Genomic DNA, 22,751 nt, shown 5'->3' on the forward strand with positions numbered 1-22,751 from the left:
CCTATCTCTTGGTAATATTGCAAACCACATATCCCAGCGTATCGCGGAAATAATCTACGACTTCCGTCATTGCGGACATGACATCTGAGATTTCTCCTGTAATGATCATCGTTCCTGTAAAACGGTCTGCAAATCCAAGATATACATTGCCGCTCTTCACTGCAATATCAGATGCGATAACTGCTGACTCAGATGGTGTCATGTTCATGATTCCGATTGCAGATGAACGATAATCCACCTGAGGATTTAATCCGAGTTTCTGATATATGATCGGAGCCGGGCCACCCATTACATGTGCAAAGGTAATCTCCTTACCTGCAACCGTCTCCTGCACGATTCTGATCTGATCATTATGTTCATTTGCCATTGATAGCTCCTCACTTTCATAATCTCATCTATCGTCAAATACCTCATATAATACCGACTATCTAATAGTTATAATTTTACTATTTAACTTTCCTGATGTCAAGGTTATCTTATTTAAACTCTGCAAAAAACAACTGATTTCCAAAAAGAAACCCACAAAAAACAACACACATTTTTTTCTATCAGATTTAAAACGCACAAAAAAACAACTGTTTCAGATTTTTCCAAAACAGTTGCTATAATTTAATGCTTTTTATTTCTGATACATATCAGACTGGTCGCTGTCAAAATAGTTGATTCTCATGGATGCCTTAACAGCATTCAAAGTCTCAGCGGCCTTGGCTTCTGCTACTCTGCTGCCTTCTTTGAGAATATCCATAACATCTGGGATACGCTGTTCCCATTCTTTTCTTCTTGCACGGATCGGTCCAAGTTCTGCCTGCATTACCTTGTTCAGGAATTTTTTAACTTTGACATCACCAAGTCCGCCTCTGCGGTAGTGATCTTCAAGTTCTTCAAGGTTCTGGTATTCCGGAAGGAATTCCGGGAAATATTCCGGTTTGCAGAATGCTTCCAGGTAAATAAATACCGGGTTACCTTCTACACGACCAGGATCTTGGACACGAAGATGATTCGGATCCGTAAACATGGACATGATCTTCTTCTTAACATCCGCTTCCTCATCAGAAAGATAAATGCAGTTGCCAAGAGATTTACTCATTTTGGCTTTGCCGTCAATACCAGGCAGACGTAAGCATGCCTTATTGGATGGCAGGACAATCTTTGGATCGGTAAGAGTTTCGCCATATACTGTATTAAATTTGTGTACGATCTCCTTACACTGTTCAAGCATTGGAAGCTGATCCTCGCCAACCGGCACATGAGTTGCACGAAAAGCTGTGATATCTGCTGCCTGGCTGATTGGATAACAGAAGAAACCAACCGGAATGCTTGCCTCAAAGTTACGCATCTGAATTTCAGCTTTAACGGTAGGGTTACGCTGCACACGTGCAACCGTAACAAGGTTCATATAATAAAAAGTCAGTTCTGTCAGTTCCGGTACCATAGACTGAATAAAGATTGTAGATTTTGCCGGATCGATCCCGCATGCCAGATAATCCAGTGCAACCTGAATGATGTTCTGACGTACTTTCTCCGGATGCTCTGCATTGTCTGTCAGTGCCTGTGCATCTGCGATCATAATATAAACTTCATCATAATCACCGGAATTCTGAAGTTTGACACGTTCTTTCAGTGATCCTACATAATGTCCTACATGAAGTCTTCCGGTAGGACGGTCACCAGTTAAAATAACCTGTTTCATTTATTTCTTCTCCTCAGGGCACTCTGTCGAATCCTGCGGTGCCTCTTTTTCTATAGTTTCTGCCTGTTCTTCCGGCTGTTCTGGGGATTCCTTTTCGAGATCCCGCAATACTTCTTCGCAGCCTTCCTCCGGCTCTCTTTCTTCAAACGGAACGAAGTTTGCATGATGTCCCACATATTTATATGCCGGACGGATAATCTTGCTCGCATTGAGGATTTCCTCAAGACGATGTGCGCTCCATCCCGGAATACGTGCAATTGCGAAAATTGGTGTAAACAGCTCTTTGGGGATTCCAAGCATAGTATATACGAAACCACTGTAAAAGTCTACGTTTGCGCAGACATTTTTGAAAAGTCTCCGCTGTTCCATGACCATTCTTCCTGCCAGACGTTCTACCAGTTCGTAAAGGGCAAATTCTTTCATCATTCCCTTCTCCTGTGCAAGGTCTCTGGCAAAACGTTTCAGGATTACTTCACGCGGATCAGAAAGTGTATAAACAGCATGTCCCATACCATAGATCAGACCGGTATGATCGAATGCTTCTTTATTCAGAATCTTGCGGAGATATGCTTCTACCTCTTTCTCATCTGTCCAGTCTTTGACATTCGCCTCGATATCCTCAAACATGTTCTGTACCTTAAGGTTTGCACCACCATGACGAGGTCCTTTGAGCGAACCGATAGATGCTGCAATAGAAGAATAAGTATCTGTTCCGGAAGAAGTAACTACGTGTGTCGTAAAAGTAGAGTTGTTACCACCACCATGCTCTGCATGAAGAATCAGGGCAATATCAAGTACTTTCGCCTCCAGTTCTGTGTATTTGCCATCCGGTCGAAGCATCAGAAGGATGTTTTCTGCAAGGGAAAGCCCTTTCTGTGGATTACGGATAAACAAAGTCTCATCACGACGGAAATGTCTGTAGGAATGATAGGAATATACTGCAATCAAAGGCAGTTTTGCGATCATTTCAATGCTCTGGCGAAGAACATTTTCCGCAGAAATATCTTCTGGTTTGGAATCATAGGTGTACAGAGTGAGAATACATCTCTGCATTGCATTCATGATATCACCGTTGGAAGCTTTCATAACAACGTCACGCACAAAACGTCCGGACAGAGTTTCAAAGTTTTCCATGATATTTTTGAATATTTCCATATCTTTATCTGACGGAAGTCTTCCGAACAGAAGCAGATAGATGGTTTCTTCAAAACCAAATTTACGTCCCTTAAGACCATCTATGATATCATTTACATTATATCCCTGATAATACAGTCTTCCATGTGCCGGGATCTTACGTCCATTAATAAGATCGTAACCTGTTACATCTGAAATCTCGGTAAGCCCTGTCAGGACACCTTTACCTGCGGAGTCACGCAGGCCTCTTTTTACATCATATTCTACATACAGATTCGGGTTGATCCGGTGACCATTCATCAGTTCTTCCCCAAGCAATTCCATGCTGTCTTTCAAATTGCCCATCTCTTCAAGATTCAACATCTCATGATCTGCCATTTGCTCTCTTCCTCCATCTCTATTTCTATTCTACAAAGGATTTCCGGCCGATGCATTTACAGCTTCGCCAGAATTCACGCATTCATGCGTTACTAGACTAAATTGTATTCTATTTTACACGAATATACCCTAAAATACAATAGATAAATAGAGATAAATCAACAAAACTTTCGTAAGCAAAAATTTCACAGTATAAAATTGTCGTCTAGCCCCGAATCTTCTCTTCCCACTCTTTCTCGCGAAATCCTGTAAGGACGAAATCTTCACCTACTACAAGCGGGCGTTTGACAAGCATGCCATCTGTTGCCAGTAATTTCAGCTGTTCATCCTCTGACATCTCCGGAAGTTTATCCTTGAGGTTCATCTGCTTGTAGAGCATGCCACTGGTGTTAAAAAATTTCTTAAGTGGCATTCCACTTTTTTCATACCATTCTTTCAATTCTTCATATGTAGGATTTTCCTCTATGATCGGGCGCTCCTCGAAAAAAATCTTGTGTTCATCAAGCCATTTTAGGGCTTTCTGGCAGGTGCTGCATTTGTGATATACTAAAACTAACATGATGATTTCCCCTATATGTCAAATTTTGAGTCTCTGTAAACAGTTACCTCTTTTGTTCTATGATATCCCACTGCCCTGGTACTGTCAACGAGCTTTTTTTGTAACATTTTGTCGAATCTGTCCATTCTATTTTTTCCGAACGACTCTGGTATTTTATGTATGAATCTGCTACAATATGTTGCAGTTATTTAACTTACTGCTTACGACCATTTCGATTCTGGCCGAATGCATATTGCAAACTAATCCATCTTATATAAAGGAGGTTTCCCGACATGGGCTATGATAAACTTGAACGAAATCTGATCGACATCATCAAGGAAGAACAGGCGAAACTCGGTTTCTTTAAAGAAGATATCCGTCTGTACTATCCGCTTTCTTCCCTGAATCATTTTTTCTCTGCCACAGACAATGCAGACGAGATGCAGGCCCGCCTGAATGCCTTACCGACATCCATCACAGAAAAGCTTGGACAGATCGAAATCTCTCACAAAGGAGATCGTTTCTGTTTTCACATCCCAAAAGAAGGAACCGTCTATGTGCATGATAACACCGCACCAAACGAATTCATCAAAAGTCTTGTGGAATTAGTAGCAAAACACGACTGCACGATGAATGAAATTCTGGATCTGTTCCATACTTATTCACAGAACATTATCACAGAAGAAATAAACAACGACGAATTTGACCGTCTGATCCGTTTTGCTGATAAACCAGAAGACACTTATTACTATTGTTTCAAAGACGAAGGCTGCCATATCATTTACCACCGCTTCCTGCCGGAAGATTACGCAGACTTCGATTTCTAAGGAGGAATGCTTATGTGTACAGCTGCAACTTATAAAACAAAAGATTTTTATTTTGGAAGAACACTGGACTACGAATTTTCTTACGGCGATCAGATTACGATCACTCCAAGGAATTATCCGTTTTCTTTCCGGCATGCCGGTACAAAACAAACGCACTATGCGATCATCGGCATGGCTCATGTAGCCGGAGGTTATCCATTATATTATGATGCCATCAATGAAAAAGGTGTTGGCATGGCAGGACTGAATTTCGTTGGAAATGCTGCTTATGCCAATGTAAAACCGGATGTAACCAATGTTGCCCAATTCGAATTCATCCCGTGGATCTTAAGCCAGTGTGCTTCTGTCGCGGAAGTTCGCACACTTCTTTCCCACATGAATCTGGTCAATACTCCATTCAGCGAACAGTTTCCTCTGGCGCAGCTTCACTGGATCATCTCTGATGAAACTGCATCTATTACAGTAGAATCCATCGCAGACGGTCTGCATATCTACGATAATCCGGTCGGTGTACTCACAAATAACCCACCTTTTCCACAGCAGATGTTCCAGTTGAATAATTATATGCACATTTCTTCAAAACAGCCCGTAAATACTTTTGCAGATGATCTGACTCTTACTGCCTACAGCCGCGGAATGGGTGCCCTCGGACTTCCGGGTGACCTGTCTTCTGCTTCCCGTTTTGCACGTGTTGCTTTCACAAAGATGAATTCCATCTCCGGAGATTCCGAAGCTGAAAGCATCAGCCAGTTTTTCCATATTCTTGGCTCCGTTGACCAGCAGAGGGGCTGTTGCGAGGTTACTGAGGGAAAATATGAAATCACACTCTATACATCCTGCTGTAACGCAACAAAAGGAATTTACTATTATACAACTTACGAAAACCACCAGATCAGTGCTGTTGATATGCACAGAGAAAATCTGGATGGAACTACTTTAATCTGTTATCCGGTCATTCAGGGTGAGCAGATTCATTTTCAGAATTAGGAGGCACAACACATGAATCTTGGAAATTTAATGCAGTTAAAAAATTCCTGGGCAACCTTTACCCAGAATCATCCGAAATTCCCGAAGTTTCTTCAGGCAGCCAGCACAGCTGTCAAAGAAGATACACTGATTGAGATCAAAATCACAACAGCTGAAGGAAAAGTGATTGAGACAAATCTCAAAGTAAAAGCGTCAGATATCGAGCTTTTCAAAAACCTGACCATGTGATATACTGACCACAGATTTTAGAATATGTACAAAAGAACAGGACACAAAAGAGGACTTCTCCGGTAACTGTTCAGAACAGCATCTTCTCTGCATTCATGTTCTACATAATCTGTGGACAGTTCTTGTCTGACACAAATGATAAAATAAAATCTAAAGGGACATTACAAATGTATGTTATTATTACATCTGCAATGCCCCTTTTTTATAATCTCACCCGTTCTTCTTTTCCATTTGCCACACGGAACGCTCTCGGTGTCGTATGGTAGCGTTCTTTAAATACCCGGTGAAAATAACTGCCATTCTCATAACCAACCGCTGCAATGATGTCACTGATCGGAAGATCTGTCTCGCACATCAGTTCCACAGCTTTGTTCAGACGTTTGCGCTGAAGCAGTTCTTTGAAATTAAATCCCGTATTTTTCCGGATCATCTTACTCAGCATATGCATCGGCAAATGCAATTTTTCGCAGAGTTCTGTAAGTGTCGCCGTTTTGTACTGCTGTTCGATATAATCCAGCGTTGTCATAGTGATCATGTTTTCATACTGATTCGGCAGGCGCATCTCCGCATACTGTACAGATTCCAGAAGATAGAGGAAAATCAGTCCCATCGTTGTCTGGTTGATCCGATTCTGATCGCCTTTACCGGTCACAAGAGAGTATATCATATTCTCCAGGAGATTCTGGATCTGCAGCACCTCTGCGACCTTAAAATGCAGGTACTCTCCCCGCTCTTCATCCTGTCTGAGTACATTGACCAGAAAATCCGCAAGGACATTATTACTCCCTGCCATCGTATAGGCCACATCAAAAAATTCCGGAAGAATCATAAAGTTGATTGCAATATCTTCTTCCCCCGCTGGCAGGATCTCATGTCTCGTATACTGGTTCAAAAACAACAGTTCGCCTGCATGGATCACGACTTCTTTGCCACCTATAATATTTGTAAGCTGTCCCTGGCAGACATAAAGCACCTCAATATAATTATGCCTGTGCGATGGAAAATGCACAAATCGTGTATGGGTACGTACAGCGATCAGTTTGCCCTCACTGAGCATTTTCGCACTGTCCACCGTGAAATCCTTCCCAGATGTATAAAGATCCTTATCTACCTCTGCAACCCCATCCAGGATTCTCTGTTCTTCTTCTGTTACAACTCTTAAATGATCCAATAAAGCCTGCTGCATCTGTTACTCCCGCTTTCTTCACTGCTATAATTTTGCTCCGGTAACTTATTTCTTTTATTCTACCATGCTCAGACAGTATAAAGCAATATGACAAAAAAGTACACAAAAACAGAGCGAAGCCTTTCGGCTCCGCCCTGTTTTTAAGGATTTATCATATTCAGAAAAACTTTAGCTTCTCCAAGCGTGCTGATTAGTACAGTTTAGCGTAGTCAGCTACGTTGTCTGGTGTGAACTGAAGTGGCTCACCAAGAACGATTTCTGTTCCGTCATCATCAGCTTTTGTGATTGTGAATTCACCCATATCGCCAGCTGTGAATGTTTCATCTTCTGCACCAGTGATGTCACCTTTTACAAGTGCCATTGTTGCATATGCGGAAAGTTTTCCAAGACCTTCCATATCCCACAGATAGAAGTATGGGCAGGAATGTGCATCGTCATCACCTGTATACTCCTGCATTTCAGAAGGAAGTCCAAGACCTGTCAGTTTGCAAGCAGATTCGTTGTCCTGAAGGTATTTAGCAGCTGCAGCGATACCAACTGTTGTAGGTGCACAGATAACTTTCAGATCTGGGTAGTTCTGAAGAAGAGCTGCTGTCTGGTCTGTAGATTTCTGAGGTTCGTCATCACCATAAGCTACTTCTACAAGTTCCAGTTTGCTGTATTTCTCATCGCCTTCCATGATGGATTTCATAGCGTCGATCCAAGCGTTCTGGTTTGCAGACTGAGATGTTGCAGAAAGGATAGCGAACTGTCCTTCTCCACCGGAGATGTCAAGAACAGCATCCATAAGAGCCTGTCCAACTGCCTGTGTACCAGCCTGGTTTACGAATACCTGACGGCTGTCTTTATTCGGAGCGGAGTCGAAAGAAGATACTTTGATTCCAGCGTCCATAGCTTCTTCCAGTTTAGCCTGAAGAGCGTTAACGTCGTTTGCGGAGATGCAGATTGCATCTGGCTGCTGGGAGATCAGGTTGTCAAGAACTTTGATCTGAGCATCTGCTGTTGCAGCTTCCGGGTAAACAACATCTACAGTTGCACCTTCAGCTTCTGCTGTTTCTTTAAATGCTTTTGCAGCGATTTCGAAGAATGCGTTACCTGCTGATTTTCCAACCAGTGCGATTTTCTGTCCGTCCCCAGCTTTGTCAGCTGCCATTACAGGTGCTGCACAGCCAAGTACCATTGCTCCACAAAGAAGTGCGCTGATAATTTTTTTGTTCATTTTGTTTTCCTCCCTTGGAAATATAGTTTTTTATTTGCAACTGCTCCCCTGCTACAAGAGAGCAGCCACTAGCGTTATTAAATTTTTATTTAGTTTTTCTTCATGCTTACTGCTTTTTTAACATTTCCGATAATATTCGGAAGAGCTACTGCTGCAATCAGAAGAAGACCGATGATCAGCAGGATAACCTGTGCATTGACGTTTCTCTGACCAAGACCTACACGAAGGCAAACGATGATGAATGCAGAAATAACACCACCAGCGATATTACCTTTACCACCTGTAGAAGAGATACCGCCGAATACTGCCATTGCGATAGCATCCATTTCAAATCCGTTACCGGTTGTTGTGTTTGCACCGTATGAAGAAGAAACCAGGAACAGTGCACACAGTCCGGAAACAGTACCCATGATTGTGTAGATGATAAAACGGATCTTCTGTACATGAACACCTGAATAATATGCTGTCAGACGGTTTGTACCGATTGCATATACACGACGTCCGAATGTACTCTTACCTAAAACAATTGCAAAGATTACAGAAAGGATCAGTACCAGGAACAGAATGTATGGAACATTTCCGATCTTTCCACCGATCGCACGGAAGCCATCAGTGTTACTTGCAGAAATACTTCCACCGCTTCCAAGAACGATCTCGGAAATACCACGGAAGATGATCTGTGTTGCCAGTGTAACGATCATTGGAGGCAGTTCCTGGAATTTGGTAAGGATAAATCCGTTAACTGCTCCGCAGATGGTACCAACGCCAAGCGCTGTGATCACAACTACGATAAATGGTGCATTTGTGTTGCACACGATACAGCTCATTGTTGCAGAAAGGCAAACAATCGCACCTACGGAGATATCGATCTCACCAAGTACCAGGATGTATGCCATCGGCAGCATCATGAATACTTCTGCCAGATAAACCGGCATCTGACGAAGCAGACTGCTCAGGTTATAATATTCAGAAAACATTGCACAGAAAATATTGACTGCAATAAACAGCAGGACCAATATTCCTTCCCAGGAGAAGATCATTTTCTTCACTGGGCTCTCCGGCACATTATTAATACTTCTTCCAGATTTTCCAGCCATGATTACATCTCCCTTCCTTTCAGTGCATTCTTATCAGCGATACGCTGCAGGATTACATTCATTACTACTACGACGAGGATGATAATACCCTTGATGGTATTCAGCCATAACTGGTTGAAGAATGGAATCAGCGGAAGTGCTTTTGCAATTGTTGCAAGGATCAGGGATCCAAGTAAAGCACCGATTACGGTACCACGTCCACCGCTCATGCTTACACCACCGATAACGCAGGCTGCGATAACATCCATCTCACCGCCATACTGCATATCCGGCATTGCGGATGCATATACAGAAACCTGAAGAGCTCCGCCAAGACCTGCCAGAAGACCCATGATCGTATAAACAAGAAGTTTGATATTCTTTACGTTGATACCGGATACTTCTGCTGCACTCGGGTTACTACCTACTGCATAGATCATACGACCTGTTCTGGTCCATTTCATAAACCAGAAGAAGAATACATAGCATACAATGATTACCCAGATGACTGCATTCAGTCCAAGGAATTTTGTTGTTGCAAAATTCTTAAAGTTACCAAGTGCTGCTGCACTTGCCCATTCACCACCGTGGGATACCTGATAACCAAGTGCACGGTAGATATACATAAAGCCCATGGTTGCAATGATCGGAGGAACATCTGCTCTGGAAATGATCAGACCAACAACAGCTCCACATACGATACCGATTGCAATTGCGATCACGAATGCGAGGAATGTGCTGGAGATATGTTCATATTTCAGAAGCATACCGATGCTCATACCGGAAAGTGCAAGTGTTGACATGATAGAAATATCAATTCCGCCAACAAGCATTACACACAGCATACCAAGTGACATTACCATTGTTACTGCATTGTTTTTCAGCATATCCATCAGTGACTTAGGAGTCAGGAATGATGGGTTGATTGCTGTAATGATTACAAAAAGAACGATCAGGACAACTGCAAGCAGTGCTTCACGGGAGCCTGTGATCTTCTTCATGACTGATTTCTTTTCCATTATTCAGCACCCCCTGTATGTCCTTTTTCCATTGCGAGTTCAAGGATTCTTTCCTGTGTAGCTTCGCCACGGTTCAGCTCGCCGGTCTTACGTCCGTTGCACATAACAACGATACGGTCTGCCATACCAAGGATCTCTGGCATTTCAGAAGAAATCAGGATGATCGCATAACCTTTCTTTGCAAGGTCGCCCATGATCGCATAGATTTCAGCTTTTGCACCTACGTCTACACCTTTGGTAGGCTCATCCATGATAACAACTTTCATTTCCTGGCTTAACGCCTTGGCAACAACAACTTTCTGCTGGTTACCACCGGAAAGAGAGCTTGCCGGCTGGAAGATATCAACTGCCTTTGTATCAACTTCTTCAAGAAGTTTTTTGGCAAGATCACGTTCTGTCTTTTCATCATTGATACCACTCTTCGCATATTTGCTGATGGTAGGAAGTGTTACGTTTCTTCCCAGTCCCCAGCTCATGATCAGACCTTCTTTCTGACGGTCTTCCGGAAGAAGAATGATACCTTTTTCCATTGCATCGGACGGTTTTTTGATGTGAACTTCTTTACCTTCGAGGTAAACCTTACCGGAATCCGGCTGTGTGATACCGCAGACAGCTTCAACGGTTTCGGTACGTCCTGCACCTACCAGACCGGTAAGTCCAAGGATTTCACCTGCACGAACTTTAAAAGATACATCTTTGAAATAACCTGTTCTGGAAAGATTTTCAACCTTGAGCATCTCATCTCCCAGTTTCACTTCCGGTTTCGGGAACAGGTCTTTGATCTCACGACCAACCATTGCTTTGATCAGATCTGCATTTGTAATTCCATCTACATCGTAAGTTCCAATATACTGGGAATCACGGAATACAGTAACTCTGCTTGCCAGACGATACATATCCTCAAAACGGTGAGAAATGAAGATAATGGAAACTCCGTCAGCTTTTAATTTATCAACCAGTGTGTAAAGTTTTTCGGATTCGGATCTTGTCAGTGCTGCAGTAGGCTCATCAAGAATGATGATTCTTGCATTGGTGGACATTGCTTTTGCAATCTCTACCATCTGCTGCTGAGCAACACTTAAGGTACCCATTTCTGCTGTTGCATCAAAATCTGCATCCAGCTGTTTCAGAAGTTTGTTTGCTTCTGTGTTCATGGCTTTCCACTGGATCATTCTGTTTTTGATGATCTCATGTCCCATGAAAATATTTTCTGCAACGGTCAGATGCGGATAAGATGTCGGATGCTGATATACGGCTGCGATACCTGCGGCCTGTGCATCTTTCGGTCCTTTGAAATCCACCTTCTGTCCATTTAAGAACATCTCGCCTTCTTCTGCCTTATGTACACCGGTAATTACTTTAATAAATGTAGATTTACCAGCACCGTTTTCACCCATAAGTGCGTGAACTTCGCCAGGTTTTAACTGGAACTGTACATTGTTCAGTGCCTTAACGCCCGGGAAAATCTTTGTTATGCCTTTAAGTTCAAGAACATATTCAGACACGGCTCTTTCCTCCCTTTTCTTAAATCTGTTATTATTATAACAATAAAACTTTCTATCCAAAACAGGAAAATATTTCGAATCGGGGTAAAATATTTTCCTGTTAATGGGTAATATTTTCCAGTTATCTTCCCAAAACAGGCACTGTCATTAGTAACTGTTCACAGCAAGCGTTCCATGACATTGACATGAGTTTTTGCATTTGTTATAGTTACTATATATTTATTACTGAAGGGAATTCGTGCAAAAATGAGCTTTCTTGGCAAAGTAAAAAAGAAACTGCGAAACGGCAGCTGGTATCCTTTTTACAATACATTCTATGAAAAAAATAATCTGGATCCCCATATGATCCTGCTGGAATCCAGAAGTGGCAAAGCTCTGGAGAGTAATATTCTTTCCTTATTAAAAGAGCTCTGTCAGGAACCCTATCGCAGTTTCACACTTGTACTGTCCGTCCATCGTGACTCTGAAAATGAAATAAAAGAGAAACTCCAGAAGAACTCCATTCAGGGAGTTCGTTTTGTGCGTACCGGTTCTGTTGCTTATTACCACGCCCTCAGCCGTGCCGGCTATCTTGTGAATGATACCTCGTTCCCGGGACGCTTTATAAAAAAGGAAGGTCAGATTTACCTGAATACCTGGCATGGCACGCCTCTTAAGAAGATGGGACGTGACAATCGTCCTGAGATGGTAACCATGGGAAATGTACAGCGGAATCTGCTGGATTCTGACTATCTGGTATTTCCAAACCAGTTTATGGAAGAAAAAATGTCAGGAGCCTATATGCTGGACAGTCTGTACCGCGGAACCGTTCTTCGCGAGGGTTACCCACGTAACGATATCTTTCGTCAGCCGGCAAATCTCCACTTAAAAGAGCAGGTCGGTCTGCAGGGCAAAAAACTGCTTGCCTACCTTCCGACTTTCCGTGGTAATTTTGATGCTCTGGACGATCAGGGATATATGCAAACGCTCTCTCAAAATCTTTCTCTGTGGGATTCCCAGCTGAATGAGGATGAGATTCTTCTTATTAAATTGCATCCGTTCCTTCATGGTCTGGAAGATTTTTCCGGTTATCATCATATTCTGCCATTTCCGGCATCCTGGGATACTTATGAGGGATTGAGTGTCTGTGATACGCTGATCACGGATTATTCCAGCGTGTTTTATGATTATGCCAACTCCGGCAAAAAAATCATACTTTTTGCCTATGACCGCAAGGAATATGAAAGTTCCCGTGGTATGTATGAAACAATCGATTCCTATCCTTTTGATTATACCGAAAAAGCAGAGGAGGTCATTCCATTTGCACACTGCTCCGGTGGCACACCGGACAATGCTTTTATGCAAAAATATGCCAGCTATGAAGACGGACACGGTGCCGAAAAGATCTGTCGTCAGGTCTTCCTTCATGAGGACTGCTGCCGCAAGTACCAATATCATGGCAATGGTAAAAAAAATATTCTGATTTATGCAGGAGACCTGGATCTCAACGGTATCACAACTGTCCTGTATTCTCAGCTTCATGAACTGGATCTTACCCGTTATAATTATTTTATTTCTTTCCGTTCACTGTACGTAAAAGATCACCCGGAAAGGATGGAACGCCTCCCGGAAGGCGTCGGGATCTATCCACTGGCCAGTGAAATGAATATGGATCTGCTGACAATGGCTGTCCAGCTTCTGAAACTGAAAGGCCATACCGGTTCCTGGGCCGAACACAGACTGCATACCGCTTACAGACGCGAATGGAAAAAACATTTCGGAAGTACTGAATTTGCCTGTGTAATTCATTATAACGGCTACGAAGCCTATACAACTTCACTTCTTGAAGAGGCTCCATGCCCACGAAGTATCTGGATTCACAATGATATGGCAAGGGAAGTCCACTTGAAAGGCAATATGAACCCTTATCTTCTGAAAGAGGCATATCATACCTATGATCACATTGTACCGGTGAGTGAAGATCTTATCCAGCCTGTTGTCAGTGAATTCGGTGCTGACCGTTCCAGAATCACGGTCATACACAACTGTCACGATTATCAGAGTGTGCTGGAGCGAAGCCTTGCTCCCGTTGCATTCAATGAAGATACACTATCCAATGTTTCTCTGGAAACACTACAGTCTGTACTTGATTCTGACGCTCCAAAATTTATCAGCATCGGTCGTTTTTCACCTGAGAAGGGACACAAACGACTTCTGGATGCTTTTGAACAATACTGGAAGGAGCACCCTGACACCTGGCTGATCATCATCGGCGGTGTTGGTAATCTCTACGATGAAACACTGGCTCATACCAGGGCTCTGCGCGCATCCGATCATATTATCCTGATCCGTGCAGTCACCAATCCTATGCCCATTCTGAAACGCTGTGATCTGTTCCTTCTTTCTTCCTATTATGAAGGACAGGGAATCGTTCTTATGGAAGCGGCAACACTCGGTATCCCTGTAATGGCCTGCGACGTAAGCGGATGTCACAGTTTTCTGAAAAAATACGGCGGGCTTTTGCTCGAAGATTCAGAAGCCGGACTCCTGCACGGCATGCAGTTATTCGCAGAAGGAAAAGTTCTCCCACTGCATATCGATGCCGAATGCATTAACCGTACCTCAGCCGCCCAGGTAGAGGCTTTAATTGCCGGTGATATCTCGTCCAAAAACTGAAAGGAACTTTTTATGACAACAAATAAACCTCTGATTTCAGTTATCATGCCCGTCTATAATGGTGGCTTTACCATCCGACAGGCAGTGGAATCTGTTTTCTGCCAGAATATTCCTCTGGAACTGCTGGTCATTGACGACGGTTCCACGGACCAGACTTCAGAAGTACTGTCCGTTTACCGGAATCGTCCAGATTTCCATTATCTGAAAAATCCACATAATATTGGAGCTGCAGCCTCCCGTAACCGGGGGGTTCAGGAAGCTCACGGACAGTATGTCGCATTCCTTGACGCAGATGACTGGTGGGAAAACGGCAAACTGCAGATTCAGCTGGATACTCTTCACGAAACAGGTCGTGTACTCTGTTCTACCGGAAGAGAACTTATGAACTACGATGGAACTCCTACCGGCAAATATATCCCGGTGAAGGAAACAGTCTCTTACAGGGATCTTCTGAAACATAACAGTATCAACTGTTCTTCTGTTCTCCTGTTGAGAGATGTCGCTGCTGAATTCCCGATGGAACACGATGACAGCCACGAAGACTACCTTACATGGCTTAAGATTTTGCGCAAATACGGTCCCGCTGCCGGTATTGACCGCCCGCTTCTTAAATATCGTATGAGCAAAACCAGCAAATCCGGAGACAAAAAGAAATCTGCCATTATGACTTATAAAGTATATCGTTATATGGGCTACAGCCACATGCGCTGTATTCTGTATTTTATTTCCTATGCCATACATGGATTCTGGAAATACCGCTGATACTGTATCATTTTAACTGGAAAGGACATAGCAACCATGGGAAAAGCCAAAAATCTGCTGTTCACAGCATGCCTGGAGCATTTTGGACAGATTCGTCCAGATTCTCATATCTGGCTGTTTTCTTCTACAGATAACAGTCATTACAATTATAATTCCCGTTATCTTTTTGAATACGTAAAAGAAAATCTTCCGGAGATCACCCCTCTTTTCGTGATCAATGATCCGGAGCTTCGAAATAGTCTTTCCTCTAAATATGGAAAACAGTATTTTATCGAAACAGAAAATATACAGGGTATTCGTCAGGCACTGTCAGCCGGTGTATGGTTTACATCTGCCGGGCTTCCTGCCTATGGGACCGGTCTTCACAAAAAGAGACTGATCATTAATCTCTGGCATGGTGTTCCACTGAAAAAAATTGCTCTTCTGGATCCTAATCTCAAAAAAGCAGCACGTATTTATTTCAAAAAGATTTTCTCTGAAAACTATACCTGTATCCTGACAACCTCTCATGAACTGATTCCCCTTATGGCCAGAAGTTTTGCTGTTTCTGAAGACAAAATCAAGGTCTGGGGACAGCCGCGAAACGATGGACTGTTCCAAAAAAATGACTGCCGTGAAATTTTAGGCCAACTGTTTCCGGATCTTCCGGAATATACAAAGACTGTGCTTTATGCCCCAACTTTCCGCGATTATGGACAGGTTCAGCTGTTTCCGTTTAAAGATTTTGATCAGAAACAGCTGGAGGCATTTCTTGATGAAAAGAACATGTTGCTTTTTATACGGACTCATGTTGCCGAACAGGGTTCTGCTGCTCCATATCTTGGAAAAAGAATTCGTTTTCTTGGAAATGAACAGGCTGAAGATGTCACCGGTATTCTGAATATCTTTGACTGCCTGATCACCGATTATTCCAGTATTTACATTGATTATCTTCTCACTGACAAACCAATGATATTTCTTCCGTACGACCGTCAGCAGTACCTTGACGGACGCGGCATGAATTTTGATTATGATGACGTAACCCCTGGTCCGAAGCCTGAGACATTCAATGACTTTCTGGATGCCCTCTCTCCAAAAGAGGATTTCTGGAAATCTGAACGGACACGGGTAAACCGTCTTTTTAATGAAATTCAGCATCCCTGTGCTGCTGATATCTGTAACAAGGTTCTGAAAATGATTTGGTAACTTTAATCTTTACTGCACCAATACTAAGGAGAATCATATGAAATTACTGATCGTAGATGATGAAGAGCTTACCCGCACTGGTGTGATCACTTCGCTGGACTGGGCTTCTCTTGGCATAGATGAAGTCCTGCAGGCAGATGATGGTGTGCACGGTCTTGAAACAGCACGGCTCTGCAAGCCGGAAATCATTCTGTGTGATGTGCGTATGCCCCGCATGGATGGTATTTCCATGCTGGAACGTCTGGAAAAGTTTCTTCCTGATACTGTTCCGATCTTCATGAGCGGATACTCAGATAAAGAATATCTGAAGGCGGCTATCAAATTAAAAGCAGTCAACTATATTGAAAAGCCTTTTTCTATTTCAGAAATCGAAACTGCCATCCGCGAAGCCCGTGAACTTTACACCCAAAAAGTCCATTCCCGCAGAGGCGAGACACTGCATTCAATGGAAACTGCTTCCCGTCTGGCACTGCAGCTGACTCTTCCCTACGGAGGCAACAGCCAGATCATAGAGCAGCTCTCATCTGAACTTGGGCTTACTATGAATGCATCCACTTACTTTACTTCTTTTATCGTAAAAACGGATCTGTTTCTGGATGCATCCATTCCATCCATGACTGATTTTTATCAGGAATTCCAGGATTTTCTGGAACCATTTCATATGAAATGCATTTATCTCGAAAAGAAAATGCAGTATCTTGTTTATTTTCTGTTTTCACAGAATGAGCCAGCCAGCAGACAGTTGCAGTCAGTGAATACTTACCTTTGCAGTCATTTTGCAGAGATCGGACATTATTCTATGGCATGTGGTGATACAGTATACGGCCTTTCAAAAGCCTATCAGACCTATACTTCTGCTGTTATTCTGTTACAGAGCAGTTATTTTTTTCCAGAAAATACGCTACTGACTTCTGCCCAGCCAGACGAAAGTCCGGATGTACAGAGTAATATTTTTTCAGACTCGCCGGCGGCGGCTTTTGCAGATGCATTATCCAGGCTGGATCAGATCTCCGCTGAAACTATTCTTCAGAAACTGTATACTACTTTTTATAAAAATCATCGTTTTCTGCAGAATCCGGTCAAAGATCTTTATTACAAACTTTTTTTATGCCTGGAAGATGCCCGCCACCAACAGAAGATTGCCGGTTCCGGAAATGTTGAAAGTATCGCCGAAACAATTGATGACTGTTTCACATTTCCGGAGCTTCATCAGACCCTGATCACCAAAACAAAAGAATATTTCACGAAAGCCGAAACAACTTCTCAGGAAAATCCGACTATTTTTCTGATCAAAGACTACATCAGTAAGAATTATATGAACGAAACTCTTTCTGTAAAGGATATCAGTTCCCATGTGTTTCTTTCTACTTCGTATGTATGCACATTCTTTAAAAGCGAGACCGGGCAGACGCTGAATCAGTATATAACAGAATATCGTATGGAAAAAGCCAAACAGCTTCTGAAAGATGCACGTTTTAAAATCACAGACATATCTTCCAGGGTTGGCTACAGTGACGGTAACTATTTTGGAAAGAGCTTCAAAAAATACAGTGGGCTTTCTCCTTCTGAATACAGGGAGCAGAATTTGAAATGAATAATATTATAAAAAAATGCCGGCAGTCTTATGGTGACATGAAGTTGAGTTACAAATTTACACTTGTACTGCTGCTCACTGCAACTGTACCTGTTGTAATGATGGCCTGCTTCTTCTATGGAAAACTTTATGACATGGTTGTCTCCTACACGATTCGTCAGGAACAGGATACTTCCGCCCAGACAGCTCCTTACATAGAAGATCTTGTACAGCAGATCATTGATGCCCATGACGGAATCACTGATCAGGAATTTTTTCAGATTCTGTTCCACCAGCCTGTTAACTCACCATTTCAGATGTTTCTGGATACAAACGATGCACAGTATTTTCATGAATATGTAGAAAATCTGATTGATTCTGATATGATCTCCGGTTTACAGATCTATATGGATTTTCCACCGCAATCTGTACGACTTTTCAGTGATGATCTTACGAAAGATTATTTTTCACCTATGAGCAAAGCTCGTGGTACCTACTGGTACGGTATCTTTCAGGGTACACAGCAGTCCTCCCTGTTCTGTCCTGCTTTCTATCTTGGTGAACGCGAGAAAAAAAAATACGGAGATCTTGCATATATTACTTCCACGACCTTTTATTATCAGGGAAAAGCCCGTCAGGCTTACATCGCCCTTTACAGTTCTTCAGATTATCTCTCAGATATGTTGAAAGATAATCTGACGATTGACGGAAGTGTTTCTTACATCATCAATGATCGAAATGCCGTGGTCGCATCCTCCGATATATCCCTTTCGGGTATCTATCTGTTGGATTACGATACAATTGAGGAATCTTTTATGTCCTCCAACAACTTCATTGAACGGAATATTTTGGATACTACCGTGTATGCCGGCTTCTATAACATCAAACAGCCCGAATGGTTTATGGTTACTGTCCTACCTTCTGGTCCACTGATTCATCAGAGTAATGCCATCATGGTTCAGTATGTCCTGATGTATCTTGGTTTTCTGGTATTCGCCCTGGTTCTTGCACATTTTATGTCACACTCGATCACGAACCGAATTTCCTCTGTCATACATCAGATGAGTAAGGTACGTAAAGGAACCTTAAGTCCTATGGACAGTCCGGAATACCATGATGAGATCGGTGATCTTATTGATACTTACAACTATATGACGCGTAAGATGGATCAGCTTATGACTGATCAGGCTAAAGCTGCAGAAGAACTTCGAATCGCTGAATTTCGTTCTCTTCAGGCCCAGATCAATCCACATTTTCTTTATAATACCATGGATATGATCAACTGGCTGGCGCAGCAGGGACGGACAGATGAAGTTTCCCGCGCCGTTCAGAGTCTCTCCCGCTTTTATAAGCTGACTTTAAGCCGCAAACAGAGCATCAGCACGATTTACAGAGAAGCAGAACACGTTTCCATCTACCTGCTGATACAGAATATGCGTTATCATGACAGCATTACCTTTGTATCCGACATTCCTGATGAACTCATGGAATATCAGATTCCAAAGCTGACTCTGCAGCCAATCATTGAGAATTCTGTACTGCACGGCATTCTGGAAACCGCTGATAAAACAGGAACTATTGTTCTTACCGGATGGATGGAAGATTCAGACATTGTTCTTCTGATATCTGATGACGGAATCGGAATTGCTGCGGAGCAACTTGCAACGATCCTGTCCGGTGAAGGTGCAAGTTCCTCCGGTGGCACAAATATAGCAGTGTACAATACACATCGACGTCTTCAGATCCTGTATGGCCCTGATTATGGACTCAGCTACACCAGCAATCCCGGCCATGGAACAGAAGTTGAAATTCGTATACCTGCCCGAAAACATTCTGCAACCCTTGATTCTATTCCTCCATTATACGGAAAATAAAAAAAGAGACCGCTTTATGCGATCTCTTTTTTGAATATGAATATGTGTATAAAGTAGATGGTAAAATTATCTTGTAACGATATCAACCGGAATATTGAAGATTTTTGCCACCTTCAGGATTGTATCGATATGTCTTCCTGTAGCTGCTGCCATATGATGTGTCGGGCCAGCTTCGCTCCAACGGTTTACAAACTCTCTTGCACCACATGTGAAACGTGTTCTCATGTTTGTATCACCAAAGGAAAGGATAGGTCCTTCTTCATTAACACCTTCCGCTACAACAAATTTGAAGTGTCCGTCTTTATCCTGTGTAATTGCAAGATAGGTAACCGGACCTGTGTATGGATAGAACTGTGTCAGATATCCACCGCCTGTTTTACCGTGGAATACCGGCACGATCTTCATGGTAGGTTTCTTATCGGAAATATCAGCATCTCCACTTCCGGAATGTCCAATGATGCAGATGTCATCGTTGAAGTCGATGGAGTACATTTCAGAAAGCTGGCCTGTACCGGAAATTGTCTTAAGGATACTCATTGCCATAGCGACTTTCATATCACCTTCAACTGCACATGCTGTACCCTGTTTGATCAGCATAGAGAATGCCGGGATCAGCATACTGTCAAGGACACCGGCTTTGCCCTGTGCAAATCCGTCGTAATGAGAAGCAACCATGCTGAGGTGCTCATCTTTTACCCATTTTTCAAATGCTACAACGTATTTTGCCATATCCCATACTTTTTCAATTGTGCCGCCATCTTCGATATCGAATGTATCAAGAATATCCTGAGCTTTTGCGCGGATTGCTTCTTCATCTGTGATATCATCAGCGATAGCCCACATTTTTTCCCAGTCAAACTGTTTGGTGTACAGGAACATTCTGTTGTACAGGTTTGTCTCATCGATGTAAAGGTCCATCATACCCGGATATGGTCTTCCAATCTGAGCTATGTTAGTATCACGGAATCTTCTTCTGACCTGAGCAGCTTTACACCAGTCTTCGATCTCAGCCTGTACAGCCGGATCTCCACCTTCTACGACACCTGTGATAACAGCATGTCTCTTGCCTGCTCTTTCAAGGTCAGCAACAGCTTCACCAACAGCACCGCAGGCATATCCTTCACCAAGCCATGCAGCGATATCTGTGTGATCGTAATCCAGTGCTTTCAGTTTCTGAACGTTAACCAGAACAACTGGCACATCCAGATCACGGATTGCAGGAAGCATATTGTAAGATGTAGCATATGTCAGCATCTGAAGGAATACAAGGTCTACATCTGCTGCACGGAATTTATCTCCGGCTTCCATAGACTGCTCTTTTGTTGTTACCATTCCTCCGTCAATGATCTCTACTGTATCCGGAATTGTCTTCTTGAATGCCTCATACTGAGCTTCAAACTCAGGTACCAGTGATGGAAACTGAGGAAGATATGCTCCTAAAGCGATAGAAAATACACCGACTTTTGCCTTTGTGTTTACTAACATAGTAAAACCTCCTATTTGTTATTTATAAATTTTGATTCCGAAGGACTCGTGGATTGTTGTTCGAGCCTCTTCTACGGATTTAAAATCTCCGGCTTTCAGCATCTGTGCTGTAATATTACCAATTGCTGTTGCTTCGCCAGGGCCAGCATGAACTTCTTTTCCTGTAGCTTTTGCTGTCAGTTCATTAAGGTATCCAGCGTTAGAGCCTCCGCCAACTACATGAATACGGCTGTAAGTTCTTCCTGTGATCTCTTCCAGTTCTTTTGCTGTTTTTGCATAGCATTCAGCAAGACTGGTGTAGATAACTGTTGCGATCTCGCCCATTGTTTCCGGAACTTTCTGTCCTGTTCTACGGCAGTAGTCTTTTACTTCTTCTGTCATATTTTCTGGAGAAAGGAAACATTCATCATTTGCATTTACTCTGGACGGGAAGTCTTTTGCTTCTTCTGCCATTGCGCAGATTTCTGCAAAGCTGTATTTGTCATTTACTTCATGACGTACAGACTGGATCATCCACAGACCCATGATGTTTTTGATGTAACGGAAACGTCCTTCGTATCCACCTTCGTTTGTGAAGTTCAGTTCACAGCTCTTTGCGGAGCAGTCCGGAGTTTTTCTTTCGATACCCATCAGTGACCATGTTCCGGAGCTGATGTAGATGAAGTCATCATCGTTTGCCGGTACTGCAAGAACAGCGGATCCTGTATCATGAGTTGCAGGTGCAACTACTTCCAGGTCAAATCCAACTTCTTTCTGAAGTTCTTCTGTCAGATGTCCAACTACTGTTCCAGGCATGATCAGTTTCTGGAAAATTCTTCTTGGATATCCAAGTTTGTCAATGATCTCATAATCCCAGTCTTTTGTTTCAGCGTTAACCATCTGTCCTGTTGTAGCTTCTGTATATTCACAAGTCTTCTGTCCTGTCAGAAGGAAATGGAAATAATCCGGTACATGAAGCAGAGTTTCTGCTTTTTCCAGATATTCAGGATGTTTTGTCTTAACTGCCATAAGCTGATAAATAGTATTGTAAATAGCTTTCTGGATACCAGTTCTTGCATACAGTTCTTCTACTGGAATGAATTTGTAAACTTCTTCATCCATGCCTTCTGTACGGTGATCACGATATCCTACAGTGTTTCCAAGTACTTTGTCTTCTTTGTCAAGAAGAACGAAGTCAACGCCCCAGGTATCAACACCCATACTTACCGGAATCTTGCCGATTTCTTTACATTTTTTAAGACCAGCAACGATTTCTGTAAAAATTCGGTCGAATTCCCAACAGAGTTCTCCGTCTTTCTTAACCATACCATTTTCGAAACGATGGATCTCTTCAAGTTCCATCTTTCCGTTTTCCATGTGTCCAAGAATCAGACGTCCACTGGATGCGCCCATATCTACTGCTGCATAATATGTTGCCATTGTTAAATCCT

Annotated in this window: 19 protein-coding genes; 8 read left to right on the plus strand and 11 right to left on the minus strand. The window is 42.7% G+C overall.

Features of this window, described 5'->3' with window-relative positions:
- Nucleotide 1 precedes the first annotated feature (1 nt).
- The 4 genes from LI112_RS00075 to LI112_RS00090 all read right to left on the minus strand — a co-directional run bounded on the left by LI112_RS00075 (nucleotide 2) and on the right by LI112_RS00090 (nucleotide 3,761).
- Entirely contained in the window at nucleotides 2-367 is a 366-nt protein-coding gene (locus LI112_RS00075; RefSeq protein ID WP_005427612.1) for a BMC domain-containing protein, read from the minus strand.
- A gap of 252 nt (nucleotides 368-619) precedes the next feature.
- Complete coding sequence (gene trpS / locus LI112_RS00080; RefSeq protein ID WP_118012178.1) at nucleotides 620-1,690, minus strand: tryptophan--tRNA ligase; 1,071 nt, start codon at nucleotides 1,688-1,690, stop codon at nucleotides 620-622.
- On the minus strand, nucleotides 1,691-3,202 hold the full coding sequence (locus tag LI112_RS00085) for a citrate/2-methylcitrate synthase (protein ID WP_118392843.1): 1,512 nt from the start codon (nucleotides 3,200-3,202) through the stop codon (nucleotides 1,691-1,693).
- Nucleotides 3,203-3,407: 205 nt separating this feature from the next.
- A complete protein-coding gene (locus LI112_RS00090; protein WP_005427615.1) occupies nucleotides 3,408-3,761 on the minus strand; it encodes an arsenate reductase family protein in 354 nt (117 codons plus the stop codon).
- Between the two features lie 272 nt (nucleotides 3,762-4,033).
- Between LI112_RS00090 and LI112_RS00095 the strand changes: the two genes are divergently transcribed.
- Genes LI112_RS00095 through LI112_RS00105 form a run of 3 tightly spaced genes read left to right on the plus strand, consistent with a single transcriptional unit; the run spans nucleotide 4,034 to nucleotide 5,782 of the window.
- The gene (locus LI112_RS00095; protein ID WP_005427616.1) at nucleotides 4,034-4,567 is read left to right on the plus strand and encodes a DUF3877 family protein; all 534 of its coding nucleotides are present in this window, start codon (nucleotides 4,034-4,036) and stop codon (nucleotides 4,565-4,567) included.
- Nucleotides 4,568-4,579: 12 nt separating this feature from the next.
- Nucleotides 4,580-5,554 (plus strand): choloylglycine hydrolase, encoded by a 975-nt coding sequence (gene bsh, locus LI112_RS00100; protein WP_055055963.1) that lies wholly within the window; start codon nucleotides 4,580-4,582, stop codon nucleotides 5,552-5,554.
- A 12-nt stretch (nucleotides 5,555-5,566) separates the two neighbouring features.
- Nucleotides 5,567-5,782 (plus strand): hypothetical protein, encoded by a 216-nt coding sequence (locus LI112_RS00105; protein WP_005427618.1) that lies wholly within the window; start codon nucleotides 5,567-5,569, stop codon nucleotides 5,780-5,782.
- Nucleotides 5,783-5,984: 202 nt separating this feature from the next.
- On the opposite strand, the gene LI112_RS00110 is transcribed toward LI112_RS00105, so the two are convergent.
- The 5 genes from LI112_RS00110 to LI112_RS00130 all read right to left on the minus strand — a co-directional run bounded on the left by LI112_RS00110 (nucleotide 5,985) and on the right by LI112_RS00130 (nucleotide 11,787).
- Nucleotides 5,985-6,968 (minus strand): AraC family transcriptional regulator, encoded by a 984-nt coding sequence (locus LI112_RS00110; protein WP_118392842.1) that lies wholly within the window; start codon nucleotides 6,966-6,968, stop codon nucleotides 5,985-5,987.
- 190 nt (nucleotides 6,969-7,158) lie between these two features.
- Nucleotides 7,159-8,187 carry a substrate-binding domain-containing protein gene (locus LI112_RS00115; RefSeq protein WP_022388889.1) on the minus strand — a complete coding sequence of 343 codons (1,029 nt, stop codon included), beginning with the start codon at nucleotides 8,185-8,187 and terminating at the stop codon, nucleotides 7,159-7,161.
- Between the two features lie 89 nt (nucleotides 8,188-8,276).
- Nucleotides 8,277-9,284 (minus strand): ABC transporter permease, encoded by a 1,008-nt coding sequence (locus LI112_RS00120; RefSeq protein WP_118392841.1) that lies wholly within the window; start codon nucleotides 9,282-9,284, stop codon nucleotides 8,277-8,279.
- Between the two features lie 2 nt (nucleotides 9,285-9,286).
- A complete protein-coding gene (locus tag LI112_RS00125) occupies nucleotides 9,287-10,282 on the minus strand; it encodes an ABC transporter permease (RefSeq protein ID WP_118392840.1) in 996 nt (331 codons plus the stop codon).
- Nucleotides 10,282-11,787 (minus strand): sugar ABC transporter ATP-binding protein, encoded by a 1,506-nt coding sequence (locus LI112_RS00130; protein ID WP_022389021.1) that lies wholly within the window; start codon nucleotides 11,785-11,787, stop codon nucleotides 10,282-10,284. Before LI112_RS00130 ends, LI112_RS00125 begins: the two co-directional genes overlap by 1 nt.
- 246 nt (nucleotides 11,788-12,033) lie before the next feature.
- Between LI112_RS00130 and LI112_RS00135 the strand changes: the two genes are divergently transcribed.
- From LI112_RS00135 to LI112_RS00155, 5 genes are read left to right on the plus strand one after another with little or no spacing between them, the layout of a single operon-like run.
- Nucleotides 12,034-14,442, plus strand: coding sequence for a glycosyltransferase (locus LI112_RS00135; RefSeq protein ID WP_173898657.1), 2,409 nt, complete (start codon nucleotides 12,034-12,036; stop codon nucleotides 14,440-14,442).
- 12 nt (nucleotides 14,443-14,454) lie between these two features.
- Nucleotides 14,455-15,204, plus strand: coding sequence for a glycosyltransferase (locus LI112_RS00140; protein WP_005427629.1), 750 nt, complete (start codon nucleotides 14,455-14,457; stop codon nucleotides 15,202-15,204).
- A 36-nt stretch (nucleotides 15,205-15,240) separates the two neighbouring features.
- Nucleotides 15,241-16,389 (plus strand): CDP-glycerol glycerophosphotransferase family protein, encoded by a 1,149-nt coding sequence (locus tag LI112_RS00145; RefSeq protein WP_173898658.1) that lies wholly within the window; start codon nucleotides 15,241-15,243, stop codon nucleotides 16,387-16,389.
- A gap of 37 nt (nucleotides 16,390-16,426) precedes the next feature.
- Nucleotides 16,427-17,983 (plus strand): response regulator, encoded by a 1,557-nt coding sequence (locus LI112_RS00150; RefSeq protein ID WP_005427637.1) that lies wholly within the window; start codon nucleotides 16,427-16,429, stop codon nucleotides 17,981-17,983.
- Complete coding sequence (locus tag LI112_RS00155) at nucleotides 17,980-19,836, plus strand: sensor histidine kinase (RefSeq protein ID WP_227190049.1); 1,857 nt, start codon at nucleotides 17,980-17,982, stop codon at nucleotides 19,834-19,836. Before LI112_RS00150 ends, LI112_RS00155 begins: the two co-directional genes overlap by 4 nt.
- Before the next feature lie 66 nt (nucleotides 19,837-19,902).
- Here the strand turns inward: LI112_RS00155 and LI112_RS00160 are convergent, their stop codons facing one another.
- Entirely contained in the window at nucleotides 19,903-21,321 is a 1,419-nt protein-coding gene (locus tag LI112_RS00160) for an arabinose isomerase (RefSeq protein ID WP_055055971.1), read from the minus strand.
- Between the two features lie 18 nt (nucleotides 21,322-21,339).
- Nucleotides 21,340-22,740 carry a rhamnulokinase gene (rhaB, locus tag LI112_RS00165; RefSeq protein ID WP_005427642.1) on the minus strand — a complete coding sequence of 467 codons (1,401 nt, stop codon included), beginning with the start codon at nucleotides 22,738-22,740 and terminating at the stop codon, nucleotides 21,340-21,342.
- Between the last annotated feature and the right edge of the window lie 11 nt (nucleotides 22,741-22,751).

The sequence above is a fragment of the Blautia sp. 210820-DFI.6.14 genome, from assembly GCF_020558815.1.
Lineage (GTDB): Bacteria > Bacillota > Clostridia > Lachnospirales > Lachnospiraceae > Blautia_A > Blautia_A obeum.

Coding starts and splice junctions, on each gene's coding strand:
- LI112_RS00075 (WP_005427612.1), bottom strand. CDS start 367: ATGGCAAATGAACATAATGATCAGATCAGAATCGTGCAGGAGACGGTT.
- trpS (WP_118012178.1), bottom strand. CDS start 1,690: ATGAAACAGGTTATTTTAACTGGTGACCGTCCTACCGGAAGACTTCAT.
- LI112_RS00085 (WP_118392843.1), bottom strand. CDS start 3,202: ATGGCAGATCATGAGATGTTGAATCTTGAAGAGATGGGCAATTTGAAA.
- LI112_RS00090 (WP_005427615.1), bottom strand. CDS start 3,761: ATGTTAGTTTTAGTATATCACAAATGCAGCACCTGCCAGAAAGCCCTA.
- LI112_RS00095 (WP_005427616.1), top strand. CDS start 4,034: ATGGGCTATGATAAACTTGAACGAAATCTGATCGACATCATCAAGGAA.
- bsh (WP_055055963.1), top strand. CDS start 4,580: ATGTGTACAGCTGCAACTTATAAAACAAAAGATTTTTATTTTGGAAGA.
- LI112_RS00105 (WP_005427618.1), top strand. CDS start 5,567: ATGAATCTTGGAAATTTAATGCAGTTAAAAAATTCCTGGGCAACCTTT.
- LI112_RS00110 (WP_118392842.1), bottom strand. CDS start 6,968: ATGCAGCAGGCTTTATTGGATCATTTAAGAGTTGTAACAGAAGAAGAA.
- LI112_RS00115 (WP_022388889.1), bottom strand. CDS start 8,187: ATGAACAAAAAAATTATCAGCGCACTTCTTTGTGGAGCAATGGTACTT.
- LI112_RS00120 (WP_118392841.1), bottom strand. CDS start 9,284: ATGGCTGGAAAATCTGGAAGAAGTATTAATAATGTGCCGGAGAGCCCA.
- LI112_RS00125 (WP_118392840.1), bottom strand. CDS start 10,282: ATGGAAAAGAAATCAGTCATGAAGAAGATCACAGGCTCCCGTGAAGCA.
- LI112_RS00135 (WP_173898657.1), top strand. CDS start 12,034: ATGAGCTTTCTTGGCAAAGTAAAAAAGAAACTGCGAAACGGCAGCTGG.
- LI112_RS00140 (WP_005427629.1), top strand. CDS start 14,455: ATGACAACAAATAAACCTCTGATTTCAGTTATCATGCCCGTCTATAAT.
- LI112_RS00145 (WP_173898658.1), top strand. CDS start 15,241: ATGGGAAAAGCCAAAAATCTGCTGTTCACAGCATGCCTGGAGCATTTT.
- LI112_RS00150 (WP_005427637.1), top strand. CDS start 16,427: ATGAAATTACTGATCGTAGATGATGAAGAGCTTACCCGCACTGGTGTG.
- LI112_RS00155 (WP_227190049.1), top strand. CDS start 17,980: ATGAATAATATTATAAAAAAATGCCGGCAGTCTTATGGTGACATGAAG.
- LI112_RS00160 (WP_055055971.1), bottom strand. CDS start 21,321: ATGTTAGTAAACACAAAGGCAAAAGTCGGTGTATTTTCTATCGCTTTA.
- rhaB (WP_005427642.1), bottom strand. CDS start 22,740: ATGGCAACATATTATGCAGCAGTAGATATGGGCGCATCCAGTGGACGT.